Source organism: Thermogutta sp., assembly GCF_039793925.1.
Lineage (GTDB): Bacteria > Planctomycetota > Planctomycetia > Pirellulales > Thermoguttaceae > Thermogutta.
Window position 1 is genome coordinate 9392 of sequence record NZ_JBAMME010000358.1, and the last position, 22682, is coordinate 32073.

General features: G+C 58.2%; 16 protein-coding genes. 5 read left to right on the forward strand and 11 right to left on the reverse strand.

The annotated features are described in order from the left end of the window. The 5 genes from ABJK56_RS19430 to ABJK56_RS19450 all read right to left on the reverse strand — a co-directional run. The coding region (locus tag ABJK56_RS19430; RefSeq protein WP_347246346.1) for an acetate/propionate family kinase at positions 1-811 on the reverse strand (811 nt) is incomplete at its 3' end. A gap of 197 nt (positions 812-1008) precedes the next feature. Further along, positions 1009-1278: a BMC domain-containing protein gene (locus ABJK56_RS19435; RefSeq protein ID WP_095414388.1), complete on the reverse strand. Its 270-nt coding sequence runs from the start codon at positions 1276-1278 to the stop codon at positions 1009-1011. A 75-nt stretch (positions 1279-1353) separates the two neighbouring features. After that, positions 1354-1659 (reverse strand): BMC domain-containing protein, encoded by a 306-nt coding sequence (locus ABJK56_RS19440; RefSeq protein WP_347246347.1) that lies wholly within the window; start codon positions 1657-1659, stop codon positions 1354-1356. A gap of 106 nt (positions 1660-1765) precedes the next feature. Next, positions 1766-2431: a phosphate propanoyltransferase gene (locus ABJK56_RS19445; RefSeq protein WP_297032074.1), complete on the reverse strand. Its 666-nt coding sequence runs from the start codon at positions 2429-2431 to the stop codon at positions 1766-1768. A gap of 5 nt (positions 2432-2436) precedes the next feature. Next, entirely contained in the window at positions 2437-3300 is an 864-nt protein-coding gene (locus tag ABJK56_RS19450; protein ID WP_347246348.1) for a DeoR/GlpR family DNA-binding transcription regulator, read from the reverse strand. A gap of 396 nt (positions 3301-3696) precedes the next feature. On the opposite strand from ABJK56_RS19450, the gene ABJK56_RS19455 reads away from it, so the two are divergent. The 4 genes from ABJK56_RS19455 to ABJK56_RS19470 all read left to right on the forward strand — a co-directional run bounded on the left by ABJK56_RS19455 (position 3697) and on the right by ABJK56_RS19470 (position 9390). After that, positions 3697-5343, forward strand: a complete 1647-nt coding sequence (locus ABJK56_RS19455) for a hypothetical protein (RefSeq protein WP_347246349.1) — start codon at positions 3697-3699, stop codon at positions 5341-5343. A gap of 170 nt (positions 5344-5513) precedes the next feature. After that, positions 5514-6410: a cellulose synthase operon protein YhjQ/BcsQ gene (locus ABJK56_RS19460; RefSeq protein WP_347246350.1), complete on the forward strand. Its 897-nt coding sequence runs from the start codon at positions 5514-5516 to the stop codon at positions 6408-6410. Between the two features lie 42 nt (positions 6411-6452). Continuing rightward, positions 6453-7262 (forward strand): AAA family ATPase, encoded by an 810-nt coding sequence (locus ABJK56_RS19465; RefSeq protein WP_347246351.1) that lies wholly within the window; start codon positions 6453-6455, stop codon positions 7260-7262. 316 nt (positions 7263-7578) lie between these two features. Further along, complete coding sequence (locus ABJK56_RS19470; RefSeq protein WP_347246352.1) at positions 7579-9390, forward strand: phospholipid carrier-dependent glycosyltransferase; 1812 nt, start codon at positions 7579-7581, stop codon at positions 9388-9390. A gap of 84 nt (positions 9391-9474) precedes the next feature. Here ABJK56_RS19470 and ABJK56_RS19475 read toward each other — a convergent pair whose 3' ends face one another. The 6 genes from ABJK56_RS19475 to argH all read right to left on the reverse strand — a co-directional run bounded on the left by ABJK56_RS19475 (position 9475) and on the right by argH (position 18482). Further along, positions 9475-10590, reverse strand: coding sequence for a chemotaxis response regulator protein-glutamate methylesterase (locus tag ABJK56_RS19475; RefSeq protein ID WP_347246353.1), 1116 nt, complete (start codon positions 10588-10590; stop codon positions 9475-9477). 227 nt (positions 10591-10817) lie between these two features. Beyond that, positions 10818-12086, reverse strand: coding sequence for a glutamyl-tRNA reductase (hemA, locus tag ABJK56_RS19480; protein WP_347246354.1), 1269 nt, complete (start codon positions 12084-12086; stop codon positions 10818-10820). A gap of 42 nt (positions 12087-12128) precedes the next feature. Then, on the reverse strand, positions 12129-13079 hold the full coding sequence (locus ABJK56_RS19485; protein ID WP_347246355.1) for a hypothetical protein: 951 nt from the start codon (positions 13077-13079) through the stop codon (positions 12129-12131). 109 nt (positions 13080-13188) lie between these two features. Further along, the gene (locus ABJK56_RS19490; RefSeq protein WP_347246356.1) at positions 13189-14310 is read right to left on the reverse strand and encodes a sigma-54 dependent transcriptional regulator; all 1122 of its coding nucleotides are present in this window, start codon (positions 14308-14310) and stop codon (positions 13189-13191) included. A 137-nt stretch (positions 14311-14447) separates the two neighbouring features. Next, a complete protein-coding gene (locus tag ABJK56_RS19495; RefSeq protein ID WP_347246357.1) occupies positions 14448-16772 on the reverse strand; it encodes a hypothetical protein in 2325 nt (774 codons plus the stop codon). Positions 16773-17096: 324 nt separating this feature from the next. Further along, positions 17097-18482 (reverse strand): argininosuccinate lyase, encoded by a 1386-nt coding sequence (argH, locus tag ABJK56_RS19500; protein WP_347246358.1) that lies wholly within the window; start codon positions 18480-18482, stop codon positions 17097-17099. 779 nt (positions 18483-19261) lie between these two features. Here argH and carB point away from each other — a divergent pair. Beyond that, positions 19262-22534, forward strand: coding sequence for a carbamoyl-phosphate synthase large subunit (gene carB, locus ABJK56_RS19505; protein WP_347246359.1), 3273 nt, complete (start codon positions 19262-19264; stop codon positions 22532-22534). Positions 22535-22682 lie beyond the last annotated feature (148 nt).

The window sequence follows — 22682 nt, forward strand, 5'->3', positions numbered from 1 at the left end:
CCAAAAGACCGCTTTGCGTGGCCAGCACGTTGAGAATTTCCTCCAGGGACTTGCCGGTGTGCTTCATGATCACCGGCAGTGCAAATGGGTCGAAATCACCCACGCGGTTGTTGTTGGGGAGCCCTGTCTGGGGACTCATGCCCATACTCGTGAACACGCTTTTCCCGCCAGAAATGGCGCAGACCGAACTGGAACCTCCCAGGTGGCAGGAAATGACCCGCAAATCGTTCCGCCCAAAAATTTCCGCTGTTCGCGTGGCGATATAACGGTGACTGGCCCCGTGAAAACCCCAACACTTCACGCCCCATTCCGCCCATTCGTAGGGAACGGCGTAGAACCGGTTACGATCCGGAATGGTGCTGTGAAAACCGGTTTCAAAGGCGGCGACCAGCGGGATCTCTGGAAGGTTTTCCCGAAGAATTCGCATCGCCCGAATGTAGGGAGGATTGTGCGCTGGCGCGACCGGCACCATTTCCTCCATGGCGGCCAGCACTTCTTCGGTGACCAGTTGAACGCCGCTGATCCGCCCTCCGTGAACAGCTTTGAAACCGATGGCAGCCACTTCCCGAGCGTCTTTCAGGCACCCGGTCTGCGGATCGGTGAGCTGGGCAAGGCACTGGCGAACCGCTGCGGCATGATCGGGAACATGAGCCATCAATTCATACCGCTGCCCCTTAATTTCCACAAAGCAGCGGCTTTGCGGTGTTCCGATGCGTTCGACACCGCCCCGAGCGATCTGCGTCTCGGTCTGCATGTCGAACAATCGGTATTTGAAGCTCGTGCTTCCGATGTTCGCCACCAAAATATGCATCCTGCAGCCTCCTGACAAATCCCGTTATCCCACAGCGCCAACGTGTTCCTCGCCGAAAAAGCCACTCTTCTCCCTTCCCCGGTTCTTAGGACGTCCCGCGCAGGCGCGGCCTTCCTATGTACGGAGCCCGCACGCCAGATGGGAGGCACTCCCGGGCAATGGTCTTCCTTCAGGAGCCCGCCATCAGAGTGCCTCGTTCAGGTCAGATACGCTGCAATGACGCCCTCGGCCGGGCGAGGAATGATGTGGCTGGCCACCAGTTCCCCGACCTGCGCTGCGGCATTCGCACCGGCTTCCACCGCAGCCCGCACGCTGCCGACATCGCCGCGCACAATGGTGGTGACCAATCCACCGCCAATCTGCACACGTTTGACGATCTGCACATTGGCCGCTTTCGCCATAGCGTCTGTAGCCTGAACCAGCGCCACCAAACCACGAGTTTCAATCAAACCAATTGCGTCTTGCATGGCGTTCAGTCCCCCTATGCTGCTAACCGAATGATTGTTTTTTCGTTGTTTCCGTGCCATTGCAACTTGCCGTTATCAGTCAGTCTTGCCACCCTTACCGGCACCTGCCGGGAGGACCACCGATAAGTCGTCGTGCGGACGCGGGATCACCTGCACACTGACGACCTCGCCGATTCGGGCTGCGGCAGCCGCACCGGCGTCGGTGGCCGCCTTCACCGCGGCAACGTCTCCGGTGACGAAAACGCTCACCAGACCGCTACCCACCTTGTCCCAGCCCAAGAACTGCACGTTAGCGGCCTTGAGCATGGCGTCCGTCGCTTCAACCAGGGTGACAAAACTCTTCGTTTCGATCATTCCCAGAGCTTCCATTTGTTTGGCCATTGCTGTTCACTCCACCTCAATACTGAAGAACAACACCTTCGTTTCCGAATTCCCTAAACGCACCGCAACAGTGAATCGCTCATCCTCTCTGGTCTTGCCGTCCATGTCACGGTTTGTACAGTTCCACTCGAGTTGCATGCTCGATGTCCGCCGCGTTGCCTTCGTCCGTGTCCAGGTGGACTTCAAGCTTACTGGTTTCATCCGCCCGGACGATCACATTTTCAAAGACCGTGGTGCACGGCCCCGACTCGATCCTCAGACACATGACGTCTCCATTCTTGACGCCGTAATACTCGGCGTCACGGTAATTCATATGCACGTGCCGGGCAGCCCGAATAACCCCCTCCTTAAGGTCCACACTTCCTGCTGGTCCCACGAGCACGCATCCTGGCGTCCCTTTCAGATCGCCACTCAATCGAACCGGAGCATCAATCCCCAGCGAGATGGCGTCCGTGAAAGCGAGCTCCACCTGGGTTTTGGAACGCGGAGGCCCCAGGACGCGGACCGTCGGCAGCATCCGCCGGCGAGGACCGACGATCATCACGGTCTCCTCCGCTGCGTAAAAACCCTCCTGGTACAGCCATTTGTAAGGCTTCAGTTCGTGCCCCGGTCCAAAAAGGATGTCGATGTGTTCCCGGGAAAGATGGCAATGCCGCGCGGAGATGGTGACCACCACTTCGGGCCTTTCCTTTGGCCCGCCGAGAAGTTTGACCACAATCTCCCGAACAATCTTTTCAACTTGAGCGCGATCAATCGAAGGCGCCTGTGCCATAGCTCTCAAACCTTATTGGTCGGAATGGGAGAAAACTGCGTTTGAGCATCCAGAACCGAACGCAATACCGGTTCTTCCGCCGATTCGGCAACCGACGCGAGAATCAACTGCACACCCGCAGAGGCGAGCCTTTCCCGCCACGCTTCCGGAAGCTCGGCGTCAGTGACCACGTAATCCACATCCTCCAGCCTGCAGAGATGAGCAAGGCTGCGATAACCGAATTTGGAGCTGTCGGCAACGATGATCACTTCGTCTGCCGCCCGCATCATTGCCCGCTCGGTCTCCACAAGCAAAAGGTTGTTGTTGAAAAACCCCTCTTCGTCCACCGACGCCACACTCAAAATGGCCTTGCGAACCCGCAGCGAGGCGATCATGGCGTCGGCCTGCGGCCCCTGCGTGACCCCAGAGCGGGGACATACATTGCCACCAACAAACACTAGGTCACTGGTGGGGTCAGAAGCAAGTAAATTTGCCACGGGGAGAGAATTGGTCACCACGTGGAGCGGCATCCCCAGTAAAAGCCGCGCAACCTCGTAGGTCGTTGTTCCCCCATCAAGAAGCACCGAATCCCCCGCCGAAATCAACTCGACTGCCTTCCGTGCAATCGCCCGCTTCTGCTCCCATCGCATCGGCTGCCGGGTCTCAAAATGGGGCAGTTTGGGCGAACTTCCCGTGTACAAAGCCCCACCATGAATCCGTTTGGCATCGCCCTGCTTTTCGAGATACTCCAAGTCCCGCCGGATTGTGGACTCCGAAACCCCCAAAGCGCCGGCAAGCTCATCGAGCGTCGCAAAACGACGTGAGCGAATGAGCTCCAGAAGCTGCGTCCGACGCTCCTGCACTGCCGTGGTTGGATGACCTGCCGGCATATCTCATCCTGACAGAACAGTGAACAACACGTGGTGAAAATCTACCATCCTTCGACTAACTTCAGCCTACCATGCCGGCTTAATTCTGTCAACAGTTGCGCGAATTGTGTCGCAATTTCGAATTATTTTTGGCAATTAGGCGTGAAAAATTCGGCACAATATGTCAACAAGGTCGCAGGCGGGTGGCGGTATCCCCCCGCGCTTTGATCCCCTTGTCGTGCCAATTCCCGTCACATTCCAAAAAGCCCGCTTTTTCAGAAAAGACCTCAAGGTTTGCCTAATTTCGACCGATGGTAACCGGCAGCAGGAGTAATCCCTCGTCTGCTTGACCGGTGCGGGTTTTTCGACCGGTGCCGGTGAGGTGACATATAGCAGGCAAATACCCGGAGGATCCACATGAACAAGCCTCTCCACACGGATGACGCCCCCTCGCAAGGCACAGTGCGGGTGCTGGCACGGCTGCCCTATGTTGGTAGGGAGCGAGAGACGGGGCCCGAGCAAGCCACCTATCCGTTTCGTGCAACTCCCACCCCTTTCTTCTCCGATCCGATTCGTCGCGGACTGGCGTTGGGAGTGGCCGCCGTTCTCCTGCTCGGCGTGATCTGGTTTATCGCCGGGCGCGGGAAGAAATCTGAAATCGCCAGCAACGGACAGGACAAACCGTGGCAAACGGCCGTACCGCGGCCTGATGCCCCGGAAGCACCTGCTTGGAGTCCCCCCTCTGTCAGTCTTCCAGGGGAAGGCGTTCAATCGACGCAGGCCCAACCGTTCGGCCTGGCAACTGATTCCCAGCCGGTAACGCGGTCTCCGCTCGGTTTCGAGCTGCCGCCAGGCAACAGTTGGGGAAGTCCCCAAGAGAACCCGGTAAATTCTCCCGCCATACAACCGGCGTTAACAACTGGCGAGCCGATTATGGCGTGGGAAAACCCGCAACTCACCCAGGGATCTCCGGGACCGGTGGCCATGCAGGCCCAAATCAATTCCCAGTATGGCATGCCTCCGGTGAGTCCCTCCGGAAATCCATCGACTCCCTGGGCTAACGCAGCCGGATTTGGCGCCAACCCGCCTGGACCCACTCCGATGAATTCCACACCGTATGGCTATGCCGGTGTCGCACCGGTCGCGCCGACCGCGGCATCGCCCGCCGGATCAGGGCAGATTGTTCGTAACCCCTACTTCAACAACCAGCCAGTCGCCCAGAGCGCCAATGTGCCGTTGAATCAGTCGGCTGGTGACTTCACACCGGGGGACAATCCGTGGGGCCAACCGGTGACAGCGACACTTCCAGCTTCCTGGCCGACTCCCGTGGAGCTTCAACCACCGAGTACCGTGAGCGGTCCTAGCGTCATAGTCGCATCACGACCGAACGCTCCGCAATTCGCGCAACCCAGCGGTTCGCCGACCGTTCCAAGCTCCGCTCCTGGTACCGGTTACCCGCAGGCCGCGCAATGGAATCTGCCCTCTCTAACAGCGGGAAGCTCGAATTACAGCAATGCGCCCTCGGCCTCCGTGGGCGTTCCCCAAAACGCATGGGGCAATCCGATGAGCCAACTTCCGGCCCCCGGCCATACACTTCCTTCAACCGGTGGAAATTCGTTGGATGGTGGCCTCTACTCGAACGGTGTGCGCGTCAGTCAGTCCGGTTACCAGGGACCGGTGGGCACGCCAGGACAGCAGCAAAGTCCCGCGTATAATGGCCCCAGCGCCACGGTGTGGGGCGATCCCAGAACAGCGGCTCCCGGCCAGATGTTGCAGCCCGGCCAAAACCAGCAGGGCCCCAGCTATCCCAGCACCGATTCGTATCGCTATTACGGTCCCACGTCGCAGCCGGGTGCTCAGCAGCCGCACGACAATCAGGTCGTGCCTGCCACGTATGCGAATCCGTCATGGGGCAACCAGATGAATGCTTTCGCCCCAGGTTCGACAGGAGCTACAGCCTCTCCAGGCAGTTCTCAACGGCAGGTTGGCACCTCTACGGACCAGCTTTACCCGACAACCGGCCAGACCGGCTACAACCTGTATCCCACGTCGGTGCTGCGGTAAAAGAGGAACAGCCCGTGTGACCAATGGTTGGGCAGCATGCCGAGACGCGTCGAGCCGACGTTGTCATTGTCAAGAACCAGCGGTGAAAACGCGATCCGATGGATGGAGGCTGTCCGCGGCTCCCTTTGGTGACTGCACCGGTTCTGTCTGCTTGTGAGTGAGACGCTGATATGAGAGATCGGTCAACGACAATCCGGCTGGAAGAAGCGTTTCTGAAATTGGGGCCTCCAGGCCAGACTAGTGCCGCTCCACCTTTGGAACAAAAACTTCAGGACCAACTCAACGACCCAAGAGCGGCCGAAACGGCTTCCTCAACCCCGGCAACCAGTGTCGCGCAGAACGGCTCTCCTCCTCACGTTCGGCCGGCGTTAGAAGTCGACCGTTTCGCACCCCCACCCGCTTTGGTTCACCTTCTTCAGTTTGCAGCAGAGGCTCTGGAAGGCTGTCTGCAACGCATTCGCCAGAGTGTGCACTCCAGGCCGCGAGTCGTTGGCTTCGCCTCCTGTGAGTCGCACCAGGGATGCACCACGACCGTTCTGGCCGTCGCTTACGAGTTGGCACGCGCTGGGGAAAAAGTCCTCGTTATCGACGGCTCACCCGACCACAGCCTGGCCAACTCCCTGGGAGTCGTGGCCGAGCGCGGCTGGCAAGATGCTGTCCCTAGCAAACTGTCGCTGCGAGAAGTGATGATCCGGTCGGTGGAGGATGGCTTTGACATCTTGCCCTCGCGTCCCGCCCAGACATTTTCCCCTTCCTCGGCGACAGGAGTTCGCCTGCTTCCAGAATGGCAAAACACCTACGAATGGATTCTGGTAGACTATGGCACCGCTTTTGTAAGTGGTCCAGTTTCGCAAAGGGACGACTCCCAGGATATTCGGAGTTTGCCCTCGCGGAGTTCCGTGCCTTTGTCGGAATGCCGGGATTTCGTTGTCGTTCAGCGCATGGATTCAGTCACTTCAATTGTGCGTGAACTCCAAAAACGGGGGCGCGTGCTGGGCCTGATTGAGACGTTTGTTCCTCGCACAGCGGAAGCCAACCGTGTGTTCTGCGAACGTGAGGCGGCATGAGCACAGGCCCGTGCGGTGAAAACACCGTTCGGTGGAGCGAGTATGTATACAGGTTTCTGGAAACTTCGCGAACAGCCCTTTCGGAACGAGTTTCGCCCCTCATTTTATTTCCCAAGCGGCTCTCATCAGGCGGCTATCTTGAAGGTGCGCTACGCCGTAGAACAGCGCCATGCCAGCACTCTTCTTGTTGGTCCGGCGGGAACCGGCAAGTCCTTTGTTACGGAGCTGCTTTCCGCGTCACTTCCCGACTCGTATCAGCCTATTGTCCGCAAAACAGCCCTTTTCGACGATCCTGAGGCGTTCCTCGTGGACCTGGCCGAAGAGCTGGGATCGGCACCGCAACGGTCTGGATACACAGCTTTCCGTTATCTCGAAGAAACTCTGACAAAAAACCGAAGCGAGGACCGTCACGGCATCCTCATAATCGACAATGTACACGTTTTTCAGCACCAGCGAACCTGGGAGGTCCTCCGTAACCTCATGACAATCACCGTCGACGGCCAGCCTGCCTGGACCGTGATCCTGGTGGGACACCCCCTCGTATTGCCGATGATGGAACAACTTCCCCATGTCGATGAATTGCTGGCCATAAAGTCTTTCCTGCGTCCCCTGACGGCTGACGAAACCCGGCACTACGTGGAACACTGTCTCCGGCAAGCAGGTGCCACGGATTCGATTTTCACGCCGGAAGCCCTCCAACGGGCAGCCGACCTCTCCGGCGGTATTCCCCGCCGCATCAACAGGTTGTGCGACCTTGCTCTCCTTGTGGCCTATGCCGAAAAATCACCCCGGGTGGACGCCCACCACGTGGAAGCGGTGTTTGACGAACTCTGCGGTATTCCGGCGCAGTGACGTCTTCTAGAGGTTCGGAATTCCTCATGCATCCTTCTCCAAAAAACCGAAAAAACCGGCTTTTCACAAGTAGTTTGCATACAGCGCAGTACCCCTCTCCTATTTGCAGTTGAGTTGAACTGCTCCTTTCAAGGCAGAACATTACGCCGGTGGATCCGCGGGGTTTTCGCTGGGCCCTTGGTTGGCAAGGCCGTGACAAGCCCGGTGCGGCCGGTGCTCCGTATCTAAATTTGCGGGATTCCGCTTCCAGCCTTTCCTGGGCAGGAGAGTTGTCCCACTCCCTCCCTGCGCTCAGCTTGCTAAAGATAATGGAGGTATGGACGACGTCCCTTCCGTGCTGCCAGCATCTGGCGTGAACTTCCGTGGCCCTCTTCATCGCACCCCCGGGTGGATTGGGTGCGCCTGCGGTGTCATCACCTTCTGCTGCCTGCTGCTGACGTCGCCCATCACACCCATGGCCTGGGACGAAGGCGACGCCATTCGTCGGGCCGAGCGAATTCAGACCTGGGTTTCTGAGCTCTTCTCACCTTCCGACAATGGCGAGATGCCCAAGGGCCATCCTTTTTCTCGGCGTAAAGTCTGGTGGGGATTTCCTTTCACGACACAACGGGAAGGCCATCCGGCGCTGTATGGAATCGTCATCGCCCTTGGAGAGGCCGTAGCGCCGGAAGTGCCGGATCCTCTTACACGCTACCGCTTCGGTCCAATTCTGCTCTTTGCTGTGGCGGTGGGTGCTGCGGCTGCGAAAATGGCTCGTTATTGGGGACCGCCGGCAGCGTGGGCCGCCGTGACCGCCCTGATCCTCCAGCCGCGTTTGTTTGCTCACGCTCATTATGCGTCCTTTGACGGGCCGCTCACCGCATTCTGGCTCCTCTCCTGGGCTGCCTTTCCAGAAGGGGCTTTCACCCGAGCCGCAAAGCCCACACTGAAAGAGGACATCCTTCCAGCGATACGCTGGGGGGCCCTGCTGGGCGCAACAATGAGCTGCAAATTCACCGGTTGGTTGGCTCCACTTCCTTTTCTGATCTGGCCCATTTTACAACGTAATCGTCGCACGTGGTTGCTTTTGCGCTGGGGATTTCTCACGGCCGTGGTGACCTTTTTTGTGTGCAACCCTCCCCTGTGGGTGCGTCCGGTCGTCGGGATGCTCATGTTTTTCCGCTTCAATCTGCACCGCGAGCAACTTCCGGGACTCAATATTCCCACTTATTTTTTGGGAAAGATGTACGACCTCTATCATCCCCTGCCCTGGTACAATACGTTATTCTGGACTGCTATCGCGGTCCCCCTGCCGATACTGCTTTTCTTTATCGTGGGTCTTGCCACCATAATCCAGCGACAGAACCGTAATTGGGTGGCTCTCCTGGCAGCGCACTGGGGTATTCTCATTCTGGTGCGGGCAATGCCCGGGGCACCGCCCCACGATGGAATTCGACTCTTCCTTCCCGCGTTTGCATTTCTGGGGTTGTTCGCGGGCTTGGGTGTCGTGATGGGGCCAAAAATTCTAGTGGGAAGTTTATCCAGTCAAAGATGTCCGTCACGGAATTCGGCCGACGTTCCAAAGCAGAGGGAGGAGGGTGAGAAACTTTTTTCGCCACGGCGTTCGCAGTGTTGGTTTTACCACCTGCCGCGGATTCTGGCGTGGGTCGGATTGTTTCTATGTATCATTCCTCTCTCCTGTTTCGCACCGCAGTGGCTATCGTACTACAACGTGGTGATCGGCGGCTTGCCGGGCGCGACCGAACGGGGCATGGAACCGACATATTACTGGGACGGTGTGGATCATGAGGTCCTCCTGTGGCTGCGTATCCACTGTGTTCCCGGTGAACAAGTCTATTTTTCCGCAGGGTCGCCGGACAATCTCGACCTCCAGCACGCGTGGGGATGGTTGGCTCCAGCACCCGCTTCTTCCCCTGCTGATGCCCGGTGGTACGTTATTCAGCACCGCCCCAGCGCATGGAACGCCATTGACGAATGGCTGGCCCGGCACGGCGAACCGGCGTATGTGAAATACGCCGGACAGGCGTCCTGCTGTCCTCTCGTGGGCCGCGTTTGGGTGGTGAAGATTTTTCCCATCACAGAATACTGGCGCGCCAGTCACAGCACGGCCGTCGAGACCAACCCTTGATTTCTCGCGACCAAGAAGTCTTCCGGTTGGCAGGCGACTGGTGATAAGAGCCGGCCAGCGGTGAAGCGTTTCACTTGCACCTTTTCAACGGACACCCGCGGTTCGCGAGAGGAAATGCTCTTCCACATACTGTGTGATGAGCCGGGCACCGTCAGGCAGGGAAAACTGTCGGTCTACATTGCCTTCGACAAAGGCGACTTTGTTCATCCCATAAACGTCGGAAGTGGCCTCATCCTGGCCCAGCACATATCCGCCCGCTCTGCGAATGGCGCGACAGCCATCGGCGCCATCGCGGCCCATTCCCGTCATGATGACCCCCAGCACCCGTTTGCCGTACACTTCCGCCACGCTGTTCATCATCACATCCACCGAAGGTTTATGTCCGCTGACCGGCTCTCCATCGAATACGCGGATTCTTACCACCGGTGGGCGTCCGGAGACAGCCATATGAGATCCCCCCGGTGCCACATAAGCGTGGTTCGGTCGGACCACCTCGCCGGATTCTGCCTCTTTGACCGTCAGTGCACTGACGGAATTGAGCCGCCACGCAAAAGGCTTGGTGAACTGCGGCGGCATGTGCTGTACCACAAAAATGGGAGGCATCGGCGGCTTGAGTTCTCGAAACAGGGCGGTCAACGCGGGCGGTCCACCTGTGGAAATCCCGATGGCCACACACGCATCGCGAAGCTGCGGGCAATCGCTGTCGTCCTTGGCGGCAAGAGGTTTCACGGCTGACGGGACAATGGCCGTCGCCTGCAACCGTTGTCGGCGAAGCCGGATGATTCGTGCAACGTCACAGGCGGCAGCAAACCGCACCTTACGAACCAGTTCGATCCCAAAAGACTTCCCAACCGCCGCAGCACTGCTCGGTTTTGTGACGTAATCCACGGCACCGCGTTCCAGGGCATCCAAAGTGATGGCGGCCCCGGCCTGCGTCAACGAGCTGACCATAATCACCGCGACCGGACGCTTGGAGACAAGGGCATCCAGCACGCTCAGACCATCCATGCCGGGCATCTGAATATCCAGCGTCACCACGTCCGGCTGCAGCTCGTCCGCTAATCGCAGGCCGCTACGTCCGTCCGGTGCCATTCCCACCACCTCCATGTCGGATGCGGATGAGAGCACATCGCTAATCAACTGCCGCATAACCAGCGAGTCATCCACCACAAGAACTTTGATACGGGGTTTACTCAGCATTGCTCTGTGTCCTGCTTCAGTTTCTCCGGTCGCCGGTTGTTACATTCGCTCAGGACGAACATGGCCGCTCGTGAGAGACGTCGTGGCCGGGCCGCGGTCCCACTCACGTGGTACCATGGTCACCGTCAAAAATATGGCATTTTCTCCGGCGGAGTATAGGCAGAATTGATCCACAAAGCCGATACATGCGTTACGATCGGAACCGCAAAAGTTACAGTGGGGTCCAATTATGCAAGTCGGAAAAGTTTTCGCAGCGCTTCGAGAAGCTCGTGCGGAGAACTGGCGTGCGAATGCTCGTGAAGAGACGCCAGAGGCGGATGCAGCAACTTGGCCACAAGTCGATCGAAGCTCTTTTGGATTTCGGCCTTCAATTGCGGATCAAGGTTTGGATACTTTTGCCAGAGGCGCCGCAATTCGTCTTCCTTTACAGCGTCCCATTCTGCCCGCAACCGCTGGATGACAGGCGTGGCCGCACGCCGATACAAGGTGTTCAGTAGTGCGGAAACCTCCTGTTCCACGATGGCGTAGGCGTGCGGAAGCTCGCGATCCCGGGCTTCCCGATTTTTCTGACACACCTCCTGCAGGTCATCCAGGCAGTAAAGATAGACGCCCGGAATGTCGCCCACACTCGGTTCAAAATCTCGCGGGAGAGCCAGATCCAGGACAAACAGCGGGCGTTCCGGTCGGGAGGCCATGACAGGCACCACAGTCTCCCGCCTCACAATGGGTTCTGAGGATCCCGTGGTACTGATCACCACATCCGCCTCCCGCAGCGCGTTCCCCAATTCATCCCAAAGACGGGCCTCACCTTCCCATCGGGCGGCCAGCTCTTGCGCCCGTTCGAAACGTCGGTTGATGACGATGATTCGCCGAGCGCCTTCCTCGCGCAGGTAGCGAAGGGTTTCCTCGGCCATCTCCCCCGCCCCAATCACCAGAGTAACTTTATCCTCGAAATGCTCAAAAATTGCCCGGGCAAATTCGGCTACCGCGATACTGGGAATACTCACGCGACGCTGCTGGATGGAAGTTTCCGAGGCTATCCGTCGTGCCGCTTTGAGGGCGTACTGAAACGTCTGGTGGAAAATTGCCCCCACCATCTCGTGATCGACGGCGATTTGATAAGCTTGCTTAACCTGGTTGAGAATTTGGGGTTCCCCGAGCACCATGCTGTCCAGTCCGGCAGCGACACGAAAGAGATGCCGCACCGCATCATCCAGATCATACGTGTAAAAAAAGCGTTCCCATTCCTCGTGCTCCTGTCCACGCGAACTGACAATAAAATCGATCGTTTCGGCGACGGGCGGCAGAGGATACGTGTCACTGGCCAGATAAAGCTCCACGCGATTGCATGTGGAGAGCAGCACAACTTCCGTGGGTCCCTTTTGCTCTCGCCACGCCTTCAAAACATCGGGCACCTCCTGGAGTCCGAAGGCCAGTTTCTCCCGGATCTCCAGGGGTGTCGTGCGATGACTGCATCCAACGACCCGAATATGCATGATGATCTTAAAAGTTGACAAATTCGATGTCACACCGAAAGTTTATTGATGTACCTGCGGGCCATCGGCGCTCGTCTGATCTGGTGAGGCTATCCCCCGTATCTCCGCAGGTCTTTTGCCGCCTGGGACGGCATGCAATGCGGTCCCCCGTGGACGCCCGTGCTGCGTTATCCCCATGGCGGCCAGAATGAGCACCACCAGCATGAACAGAAAGCTCACTGCAGTGAGGAAGACCACCCGACGTCCCTCACGCAGCGGTGGATAAACCAGTCCCACAACCAGTGAGGCCCCCAGCCATAAGAACAATACCGAGGTCGCCACTACGACGGGATCACTCCAGGGAAGACGTTCCTGTGGCGCGGCCCCTTCGATGGCGTTGAGGAAAGCTCCCGAAAAAATCCCCACGGCGAGCATGGCCACGGCCAATCCCAGGGCATGCGTGTTGGCTTTCTGAGACCATTCCAAACTGGGGAGAGTCCATCGAGCGGTTCGCAACGGTCGAGATTTCAGCCGCCGCACCTGGCCGAGGTACATTAATCCCGCCACAAAAGCCACCGAAACAGCAAGCACCGCCAAAAGAAGTGACGCGCCGTGAATAAAGCCCCATACCCGGGAAGCGGCATGCCGGGCAAAAGGCAGCGGATCCCCCCAGAAATACCCCACTACGATCAGAAACAGCACCGGAGGAAGTAAGAACAAACCGAAAGGCGTTTTGGGGCGAAGTATCATCCAAATCAGGCACACCACCGCTAATCCCCAGGCAATCCCGTAGTACCAATCCTGCCGTACAGACAGCGGCGTGCCCCCCGATTGTGATTGTTCGAAAAACGTCACCCCCCGGTAAGCCAGCCAGACGGTATGCAGGAGCAATCCCGCCACCAGAAACCCGATGGCCAGGCCCGGTTGAATCCGCGATCCACGAAGCCGGAGCCACTCTGTGCCGATGACGGCCGCGTAGGCCAGCGCCATGCACATCAGCAAAACTTCCATCATAGGCTCAATGGTTTTTCTGACAGGATGTGTTGGAGAAAGGGGTTTCCCCGTCCCATCTATAGGGCTTGCTTCCCGTAGACCGCCGGGCGGGCTGTAAGCCTACAGTGAATCAGCCATCTCCGACCGGCGCCGAGGATTTCTCCTGGTCGTCGGGTATGCTTTCATGATTTCCTGAATCTGGCTCCAATCCCCATTCTTTCAGCTTTTTGCGCAGGGTATTGCGATTGAGCCCAAGTTGCGCTGCGGCCTTAATCTGAACATGATGACAGCGATCCATGACCTGGAGGATCAATTCGCGTTCGACCCGTCCCACAATCTCTTCATAAAGATTTCCCTTTCCCGGGGCAAACTGGATCAGCGCGGTTGAGACCAGATCCCTAATCATCCGGTCGAGATTTCGTCGACGATAACCCAGCCGTGGTGATTGCCTTCCGACAACGGCGTCCGGCAAAAGATCGCAGGTGATCTCATCACCTGGTGCCAGAATCACAGCGCGTTCGATGTAATTCTGCAACTCGCGGACATTTCCCGGCCAGTCGTATGCCTGGAGTGCCCGCATCGCGTCCGGATGAACAAACGGGACATGTCGCCGGTTCTTTTCGTTGTACAAGCGCAGAAAATGCCCCACCAGTTCCGGGATATCTTCGCGTCTTTCCCGCAGTGGGGGAAGATAAACCGTCACCACGTTGAGCCGATAGTAAAGGTCCTCGCGAAATCTTCCTGCTTCCACTTCTTCCAACAGATCACGGTTGCTGGCAGCGATGACACGGACATCAACCTGGATCGTCCGCGTATCACCGACCCGTTCAAACTCGTGCTGTTGTAACACGCGGAGCAGCTTAACCTGAAGCTTCGCTGTGGTCGAGTCGATTTCATCCAAAAAGATCGTACCGGTGTGGGCTGCCTCGAATCTTCCGGTCCGGTTCTCGACAGCACCTGTGAAAGCCCCTCGCACGTGGCCAAAAAGCTCGCTTTCCAAAAGGCCTTCCGGAAGGGCTCCACAATTCACCCGGATGTACGGTCCCCCTCGTCGAGGGCTGAGCTGGTGGATGGCCTTGGCGATCAGCTCCTTCCCCGTCCCCGTCTCGCCCAAAATAAGGACGGAGGCATCGGAATTCGCCACCCGCCGAACAAGTCGGTACACTTCCCGCATGGCTGGGGAAGAGCCGATGATCTCGGGTAAGGGAGGCGAATCGTCGGCCCCGGAAAATGGGGGGATCCTGGAACTCATTCAGCGTCTGCTCCGCTAGTCTCCTTGCCAAGCGCGGCATTCTCTCAATCAAACTGTTATTGTACGCGGAACCGTTCCCAACGGGGATTCCTGACGGTCAGTCAGGCGATTCCTTCGTGCGTGGCAGGACGGACACTCTACGGGTTCAGTGCTGTCCCTGTTTCGCGGAGTCGCGCCGGAGTTTCAATACAATCGAGGATGAGTCCCAGGAGCTTCTGCACGGCCGGATCGCGGTGCGCGCTCTGATTGTATCGCTCGTACTGCCGAAGAATTTGGTCGGTCGTCAATTGCACCCCTCGTTTCTCAATAGCCTGTCGAAATCCCCCGAGGGCCTTCACGCGAAGTTCGAGCGGCCACTCCTCGCGACTGGCCGCTTCCACCAATTGGGTCTGCGCTCCCGGAGTCGCCAAACGGGCGAGAATCTCGATGGCCAGCATTTCCTGACCGGGCACCTCCAGAGCGGTCGTTGCGATTCGCTCCAGATCCGGGATGGATATCCCCTGCGGCAGACTCTCACAAAGAACAAGGATCCAGGTCAGCGCCTGCTTGGCCTGCTCGAGTCGCCGGGCCCCCGTCGTCCGATCGGCACCCTCCAAGCTGGCCACACGAGTAATCAATCCCGCCAGGTCCTCCGGGCTTTGCGGCGTTGCCACACTGATACTGACGGGAATCCTCTGGGCGACATGGTCGGCCCGCGGCAGCCACTCGCTCTCGGCATACAGTAGCACGGGGATCTGTGCCGTGTGCGCGTTCGACCGTAAACGCTGGAGTGTCAAATCCAATGGAGGACTTTGAATCGCGGCCGACACCAGAATCACCTCGCAGTCCGGCGACTGTGCCGCTATCCGCAGAAGATCGCCCCCTGTAGTGACGACCGCCACGCGACGAAACCCGATCGTTTTCAAGTAAGCAGCCAATTGCGCTCCCTGCGTCGGACTTGGTGCGGCCACCACAGCTTCGCGGGCCCCCGTTGCCCGTGCAAAATACATCAGTTCGTCCCACAGGTAACTGCTACCCCGAAACATGCCGCCCGGTGCCAACTGGAGAACTGCTTTCAAGGCAGCGAAACGCAGCGACCGATCAGCCGCTCGTGCTGCTCTCACAAGTGGGGGAATTGTCTTGGAGTTCAATACCGCGGGGTTCTTTTCCTCCGCCAACCACGCGATCGCCGCCCAGGCTCCAGCATTCCATCCCTGATCCAGGCACTGATCCAGCCAGCGGTTCATATCGTCGAGGGTGGGCTTCAAGAATGCCAACGCCTGGTCCACCTCCTGACGCACCGTGGTAAAATCATTCGTCGCATCAGTAGTTTCGGCCGGAGAATGATTACCCTCGTGCGCCGGCTGCATCGAATTTTCCGTCCACTCAACGCGATGCCCATAACCGAGTTTCTCGAGGGTCAGCACCGCCACCAGGTCGCGAAGTTGTGGATCGTCCTGTGAAACCGCCCAGGCGGCCTGAGCGAGATAGGCAGCTCGTTCCCTCCGCCACAGTTCATACGTCATTTGGCGAAGAACGACGGTGCCTGTCGCTGTGTCCCATTGAAGAAGCGAGACCACCTCCCGCCCCAGCGGCACGGGCGATTTGATGACCACCTCTGCCTCACGAATCATGAGCCGCACCGAATCGCGGGCACTCGGCATCGCTCCGACAAGGGCTTCCACCGCTGCTTTGGCTGCACCCCGGACCTCGACTCTACCCATCTCGCATGTGGCGGTGGCCAGCAGGAAGGGAACCGCCGACTTTATCTGAAGGGCCGTTACGGCATGGATCGGCCCCAATTTCTTGTCTTCTGGCACAGACAACAAAAGGGAAATGACGGCCTCCTCTGAATCCGGTCGAAGGCGGGCAAGCACTGTTTCCACGCGCGGCCAGGCTGAAAAGCGGTTGGGATCCAGGAGAACACTAACCAGAGGAACGATAGCCGAAGTTCCAACCTCGATGAGTTCCTCGGCAGCCTGGGCCCACCCCTCTCCCTTTTCCTCACACAGTTTATCCACCAGTGACTGGAGCCGGGATGGGTCGGTTCGAAATTGCCTCACGGCATCAAACACCAGTTGGGCCAGTTGAGGGCCTTCGGGAGCCAGATCCGAGCGCGAAGCAAACTCAAAAAAGGGGGCCGAACCAAATTCCTGATGGAGCGCGTTGAGCGTGAGCGGATCGAGGGGACTGCTCACCACCTTCTGGAGCATCTGTTTGGCGAGATCCACCCGCCCGAGTTTCAAAAGCACGATTGCCGCCCGAACTCGCTCGCGGGGAGTCAATGGATTGGCCGCCAGAATGGCAGCGACTGCGGGATCTTCCAGTGGAGCCTCCTGCTCCTCGGTGGAAGCCTGATTCGCTTGCGGGGCCGGCCGGCCCGGTGGTTCGGCCTTCACTCCCGGTGTGGGAAATGCGAGTAGGCAGACTGCCGTCCCAGCAACGACAACACCCACCCATCGGAGCCGGCGGTGCTCACCCATTCGCTCAACCCTCATCGATCCGATTCAGATCGCCTGTGTTTTACGGGCGGTCTTCTCAACGCATTCTGGAGGAGCCAGAATGATCGCCCGGCATCCTACCCCGAAGGAGCAAATGCATTTCCCCTGCTTTCCATGATAATTCACGCATCGACGGGTGTGAAATTTTTCCTTCGGCCGCGGGCGGGTTTCAGTACATTGATCCAGATCCCCAGAGTGACCCGGCGGGCCACAGCATCCGCCTGGGGAGATGCATATCGCACTTTCACTCGATTTGTTTCCGTGTCAAGCCTTGGCAGCCGAACGGTAAACCGTGATGCGCGGATGTTACGAGCGCTGGGCCAGTTTTTCCCTCCACCAGTCGATCTGCCGCCTCACCTCATCGGGGGATGTTGACCCATAACTATGCATGGCTTGGACCGCATTTCGCACGCCGAGCACGCCATACACACGCGAATCCAAACTCGGTTCCACCGCTCGGAAGACATCCAGTGGCAGATCGGCCAGCCGACAGTTGCGATCCATGGCTTCGCGGACAAGCTGTCCCACCATCCCATGAGCAGTTCGCTGGGGAATTCCCCGCGAGACTAGATACTCCATCAATGTGGTGGCATCCAGGTGGCCTTCTTCCAGGCGAGCGTTAATTGCCTCGCGATTGAGCTGTGCGCCCCGAATGAGGGGCTCCGCCACCTGCAGGCAGCCCATCACTGTGTCGTAAGCATCGAAAACCGGTGGTTTGTCCTCCTGGAGATCTCGGTTGTAGGCCAGCGGCAAACCTTTGAGAAGCACCAACAGCGTCTGCAAGTCCCCAATTACCCGCGCGGTTTTACCGCGGATGAGTTCCAGAACGTCGGGATTCACCTTCTGCGGCATAATGGACGAGCCCGTGCAAAAACCCTCGGGTAACTTTAGAAATCCGTATTCGGTGGTGGACCAGAGGATCCATTCCTCCGCCCAGTGACTGAGGTGAACTGCCAGAAGGCTGAGCGCAAACACAAATTCCACAGCAAAATCGCGATCACTCGTGGCGTCGATGCTGTTGCGTGCCGGGCCGTCGAACCCCAGTTCTCGCGCCGTCATTTCGCGATCGATCGGCAAGCTCGTACCAGCGACCGCGGCCGAGCCCAGCGGACAGACATTCACCCGCTTTCGACAATCCACCAATCTTTCCACATCGCGTTCCAACTTTTCGCAATACGCCAACCAGTAGTGCGGTGCAAGGACAGGTTGGGCCCGCCGCAGGTGCGTATATCCGGGAAGGATGACGTCGAAATCAGTTTCGCAGCGATCAACGAACGCCGCTTGCACAGCTCGGATCCGGGGAATGAGCTCGTCGATCGCGTCCCGCACCCAAAGCCGAAAATCTGTCGCCACCTGATCGTTACGGCTGCGTGCCGTGTGCAACTTTCGCCCCACATCACCCAGACGGTCGATGAGTGCCCTTTCAATGTGCATGTGGATGTCTTCCCACTCTTCCGAAAAGGGAAACCGACCGCTGGCAATCTCTTCCCGGATTTCCTGCAGGGCCGTGACGATCTGGTTTGCCTCATCCGGGGTGAGCAATCCCACCTGGGCCAGCATCCTAGCGTGGGCCATAGAACCCGCTATGTCCTGCTGATAGAGCCGCTGATCGAAGCTGATACTTTCCGTGAACCGTTCCACACGCCGATCTGTGGCTTCCCGGAACACACCACCCCAGGGTTTTTCTGTCACAGCGAAAACCTCCTATTCGATGAACAAACGGGGACCCGGTCATGCCAAGTTGGCTTAACGAGGGAAACCTCCCCCGCTTTCCGCGTTCAGGACAGATTGGAAAAGTGCACAGCCGAAAGTTTTTCCGGCATGTGCGCGACTTGCTTGTAACCATTGTCTTCCAAACAGTACAAGCGCGACGGCGCACGGATTTTTTCTAGACGAGTTCGTACGTCCCGTCAATCGAGCCTCCCGGCTGACCCACACCCACTCTTGCGAAAACCCACGACATGCCACGAGCCCAATTTGTTGTAGGGCCAATTCATGAAGTGTCCCTACCGTTTAACCGGCCATTGACCCAAGCAGTTGGAGCCGGGTCGGTGAAATGGATAGTGCCACACTCGAATGTGGACGTGACAAGTACGTCCCTCCGAAAACGGACCTGACAAGCAGGTCCCTCCGGGTTGAATCTCGCTCTCACGCGAACCCGGTGAAAGTTTGCATCCCCGCCGGCGAGCGAGAAGTAAGCATGAACCAGCCGAAGGGTGGGTTGAAATTCTGCGCCAATTGCCCATAAATGAAGTAATTTGCGCCCCGCTTCACCGAGGTGCCAATGGATGACCGGCGCGGCTCTCCATCGGTCGGGAATTTGACTCGCCTATGAAACTGGCGGGGCCAAGAGGAAATACCGGCGGGTTGTCCGCAGTGCTCATTGATGACGTGGTGGCCGCCCGTTTTTTTCTGGGAAATGGCTCCAAGTTTCGTTAGACCACTGAGAAATCCTGGGGGTTACTACAGACGTGCCACGACGAAACGATATCCACAAAATCCTGCTGATTGGTTCTGGTCCGATCGTTATCGGTCAGGCATGTGAGTTTGACTATTCCGGATCGCAGGCATGCAAGGCCCTCCGTGAAGAGGGGTACGAGGTGGTGCTCATCAACTCGAACCCGGCCACCATCATGACCGATCCGGAAATGGCCGATCGCACCTACATCGAGCCGATCACCTGGGAATTTGTGGCCAAGGTCATCGAGAAAGAACGGCCGGACGCTCTTTTGCCGACGCTCGGCGGGCAGACAGGCCTCAACGTGGCGATGGACCTCTACCGCCGGGGCATCCTCGATCAGTACAAGGTGGAAATGATCGGGGCCAATGCCGAGGCGATTGCCAAAGCAGAGGAGCGCGACCGCTTCCGCCTGGCCATGGAACGCATCGGCCTGGATGTTTGCCGAGGTCGGACTGTCCACAATCTCCAGGAAGCCCAGGAGGTTCTCAAGGAGATCGGCCTGCCCTGCGTGGTGCGGCCAAGTTTCACTCTGGGAGGAACCGGATCCAGCGTGGCGTTTAATCGCGAACAGTTTCTGGACCTCGTGACCCGCGGGCTAATGGCCTCGCCCATTCATGAAGTCCTGCTCGAGGAGTCGGTGCTCGGCTGGAAAGAATTCGAGCTGGAAGTGATGCGGGACGCAGACGACAACGTCGTCATCATTTGCTCGATTGAAAATCTCGATCCCATGGGAATCCACACGGGGGATTCCATTACCGTGGCGCCCGTGCAGACCCTCACCGACAAGGAATATCAGCGGATGCGTGACGCGGCGATCGCCGTGATTCGGGAAATTGGGGTGGATACCGGAGGGTCAAATATCCAGTTTGCGGTCAATCCCAAGACCGGACGGATGGTGGTCATCGAAATGAACCCCCGCGTCAGCCGCTCCAGCGCCTTGGCATCCAAGGCCACCGGCTTTCCGATCGCCAAGATCGCGGCGAAACTGGCGGTGGGATATCGCCTGCACGAACTGGCCAATGATATCACCCGACTCACCAAAGCCTGCTTTGAGCCCACCATCGACTACGTTGTGACCAAGATTCCGCGCTTCGCCTTTGAGAAATTTCCAGAGGCCGATCCTACACTCACGACGCAAATGAAAAGTGTGGGGGAAACGATGGCAATCGGCCGCACTTTCAAAGAATCGCTTCAGAAGGCGCTGCGCGGTCTGGAGGTGGGAGCGTTCGGTTTGGGCTGCGATAGAAAGGATCTCTGGGGCACACCGCAGCAGCCGACGCTCGATGAAATCCGTTACAAACTGGCCCATCCAAACGCGCAGCGGATCTGGTACATCCGGTACGCCTTCAAGGCGGGCATGTCGGTGGACGAAGTGCACGAACTCACGTCTATCGATCCCTGGTTTTTGCACAACATCAAAGAGATCGTGGATCTGGAAAACGAGCTCCGCGGCTACCGCGACATCAGTGAGGTCAGCACGCCAAAGCTCCGGCAGGCCAAACAGTACGGATTTTCCGATCGCCAGCTCGCGGTCATCTGGAACCGCACTGAGATGGAAATCCGCGAAGAGCGCAAACGCCGGGGCATCGTGGCGACCTTCAAGGCCGTAGATACGTGCGCTGCCGAATTCGAGGCCTACACCCCCTACTACTATTCCACCTACGAAGAGGAAGATGAGATCCCGCCTAAAAAGCCGGGCAAAAAACGGATCATGATCCTCGGTGGTGGTCCAAATCGCATTGGCCAGGGCATTGAGTTCGATTACTGCTGCTGCCATGCCAGCTTCGCTCTGCGAGAGCTCGGGATCGAAAGCGTGATGGTCAACTCAAACCCTGAGACGGTGAGTACGGACTACGACACGAGTGATCTGCTTTTCTTTGAACCGTTGACCTGTGAAGACATCCTCAACATCCAGGACCGCGTGCAGGCTGATGGGGTGATTGTCCAGTTCGGCGGGCAAACCCCACTCAATCTTGCCCGGGCCCTCCAGGTGGCAGGCGTGCCGATCATCGGAACCAGCGTGGATACCATCGAGGATGCCGAAGACCGCGAAAAATTCGCCGAGGTTCTCCGCCGACTCAATCTGCGGCAGCCGCCAAATGCAGTGGCCAGAACTCTGCCCGAAGCCCAGCTCGCCGTCCAAAAAGTCGGTTTCCCGGTGCTCGTCCGTCCGAGCTTCGTACTGGGCGGCCGGGCCATGGAAATTTGCTACGACATGGAACAATTTGAACGGTTCGTCAAAGAGGCATTTGAAGCGGCGGAAGGCCAGCCTGTCCTCATCGACCGATTCCTGGAAGACGCCACCGAGGTGGATGTGGACGCCATCGCTGACGGAGAGACAGTCGTAGTGGCCGGTGTTATGGAGCATATCGAAGAAGCGGGGGTACATTCGGGCGACTCCGCCTGTGCCATTCCACCCTACAGTCTCCCCGGTCCGGTGGTGGAGGAAATTCGACAGGCCACCTGCCTGATGGCCAAAGATCTCCAGGTGAAAGGCCTCATGAACGTCCAGTTTGCCGTCAAGCGCGAGGACGGAAAGCCGGTGGTTTACATTCTGGAGGTGAATCCTCGCGCCAGCCGAACTGTGCCCTTCGTCTCGAAGGCAGTAGGCTGGCCACTCGCCAAATCGGCGGCCAAGGTAATGGTCGGTGTTTCGCTGAAAGAACAGGGCTGGACGCGAGCACCGATCCCCAATCGCGTATCGGTCAAGGAAGCCGTCTTGCCTTTCGTCAAGTTTTTCGGCGTGGACATCGTTCTCGGGCCCGAAATGAAATCCACCGGCGAGGTCATGGGGGTCAGCCGTTATTTCTCCATCGCGTATGCGAAAAGTCAGATTGCCGCGGGAACGGCACTTCCCCGCAGCGGACGAATCTTTATCAGTGTGGCTGATCGCAATAAGCATCAAATCGTGCATCTTGCCCAGCGACTGCAAAGCATGGGCTACGAATTGCTCGCCACCAAGGGGACGGCAGATCGTCTGGAACAGGCCGGCGTCAAGGTCATCCGCCTGAAGAAAATCAAGGAGGGTCATCCCAACGTTGTGGATTACATCCTCAATGGCGACATCCAGCTCATCATCAACACCCCGAGCGGTAAGGGCGCACGCACCGACGAAGGTCAAATCCGTGCCCTGGCTATCGCCCAGGGAATCCCCTGCATCACGACAATCTCTGCAGCCGAGGCCGCTGTGAAAGCCATGGAGGCGATGCAGGAAAACGCTGAATTCGATGTCGAGGCCGTTCAGGATCGCTTCCCGAATTACGGCAGACCCGGAGCTTACTAATCCGCGGCTCATAGGGAGAGAACGGTGTGCCTGTGGTGCCCTGCGAGAAGCGGGCTTCGCTGCGGCGATCTGAGTGACCGATCACCGCCGCCGTTTCCAGATTGGTCACTCAGACCGAAAGCCTTTGATACTTTCTCATCGCTAATCG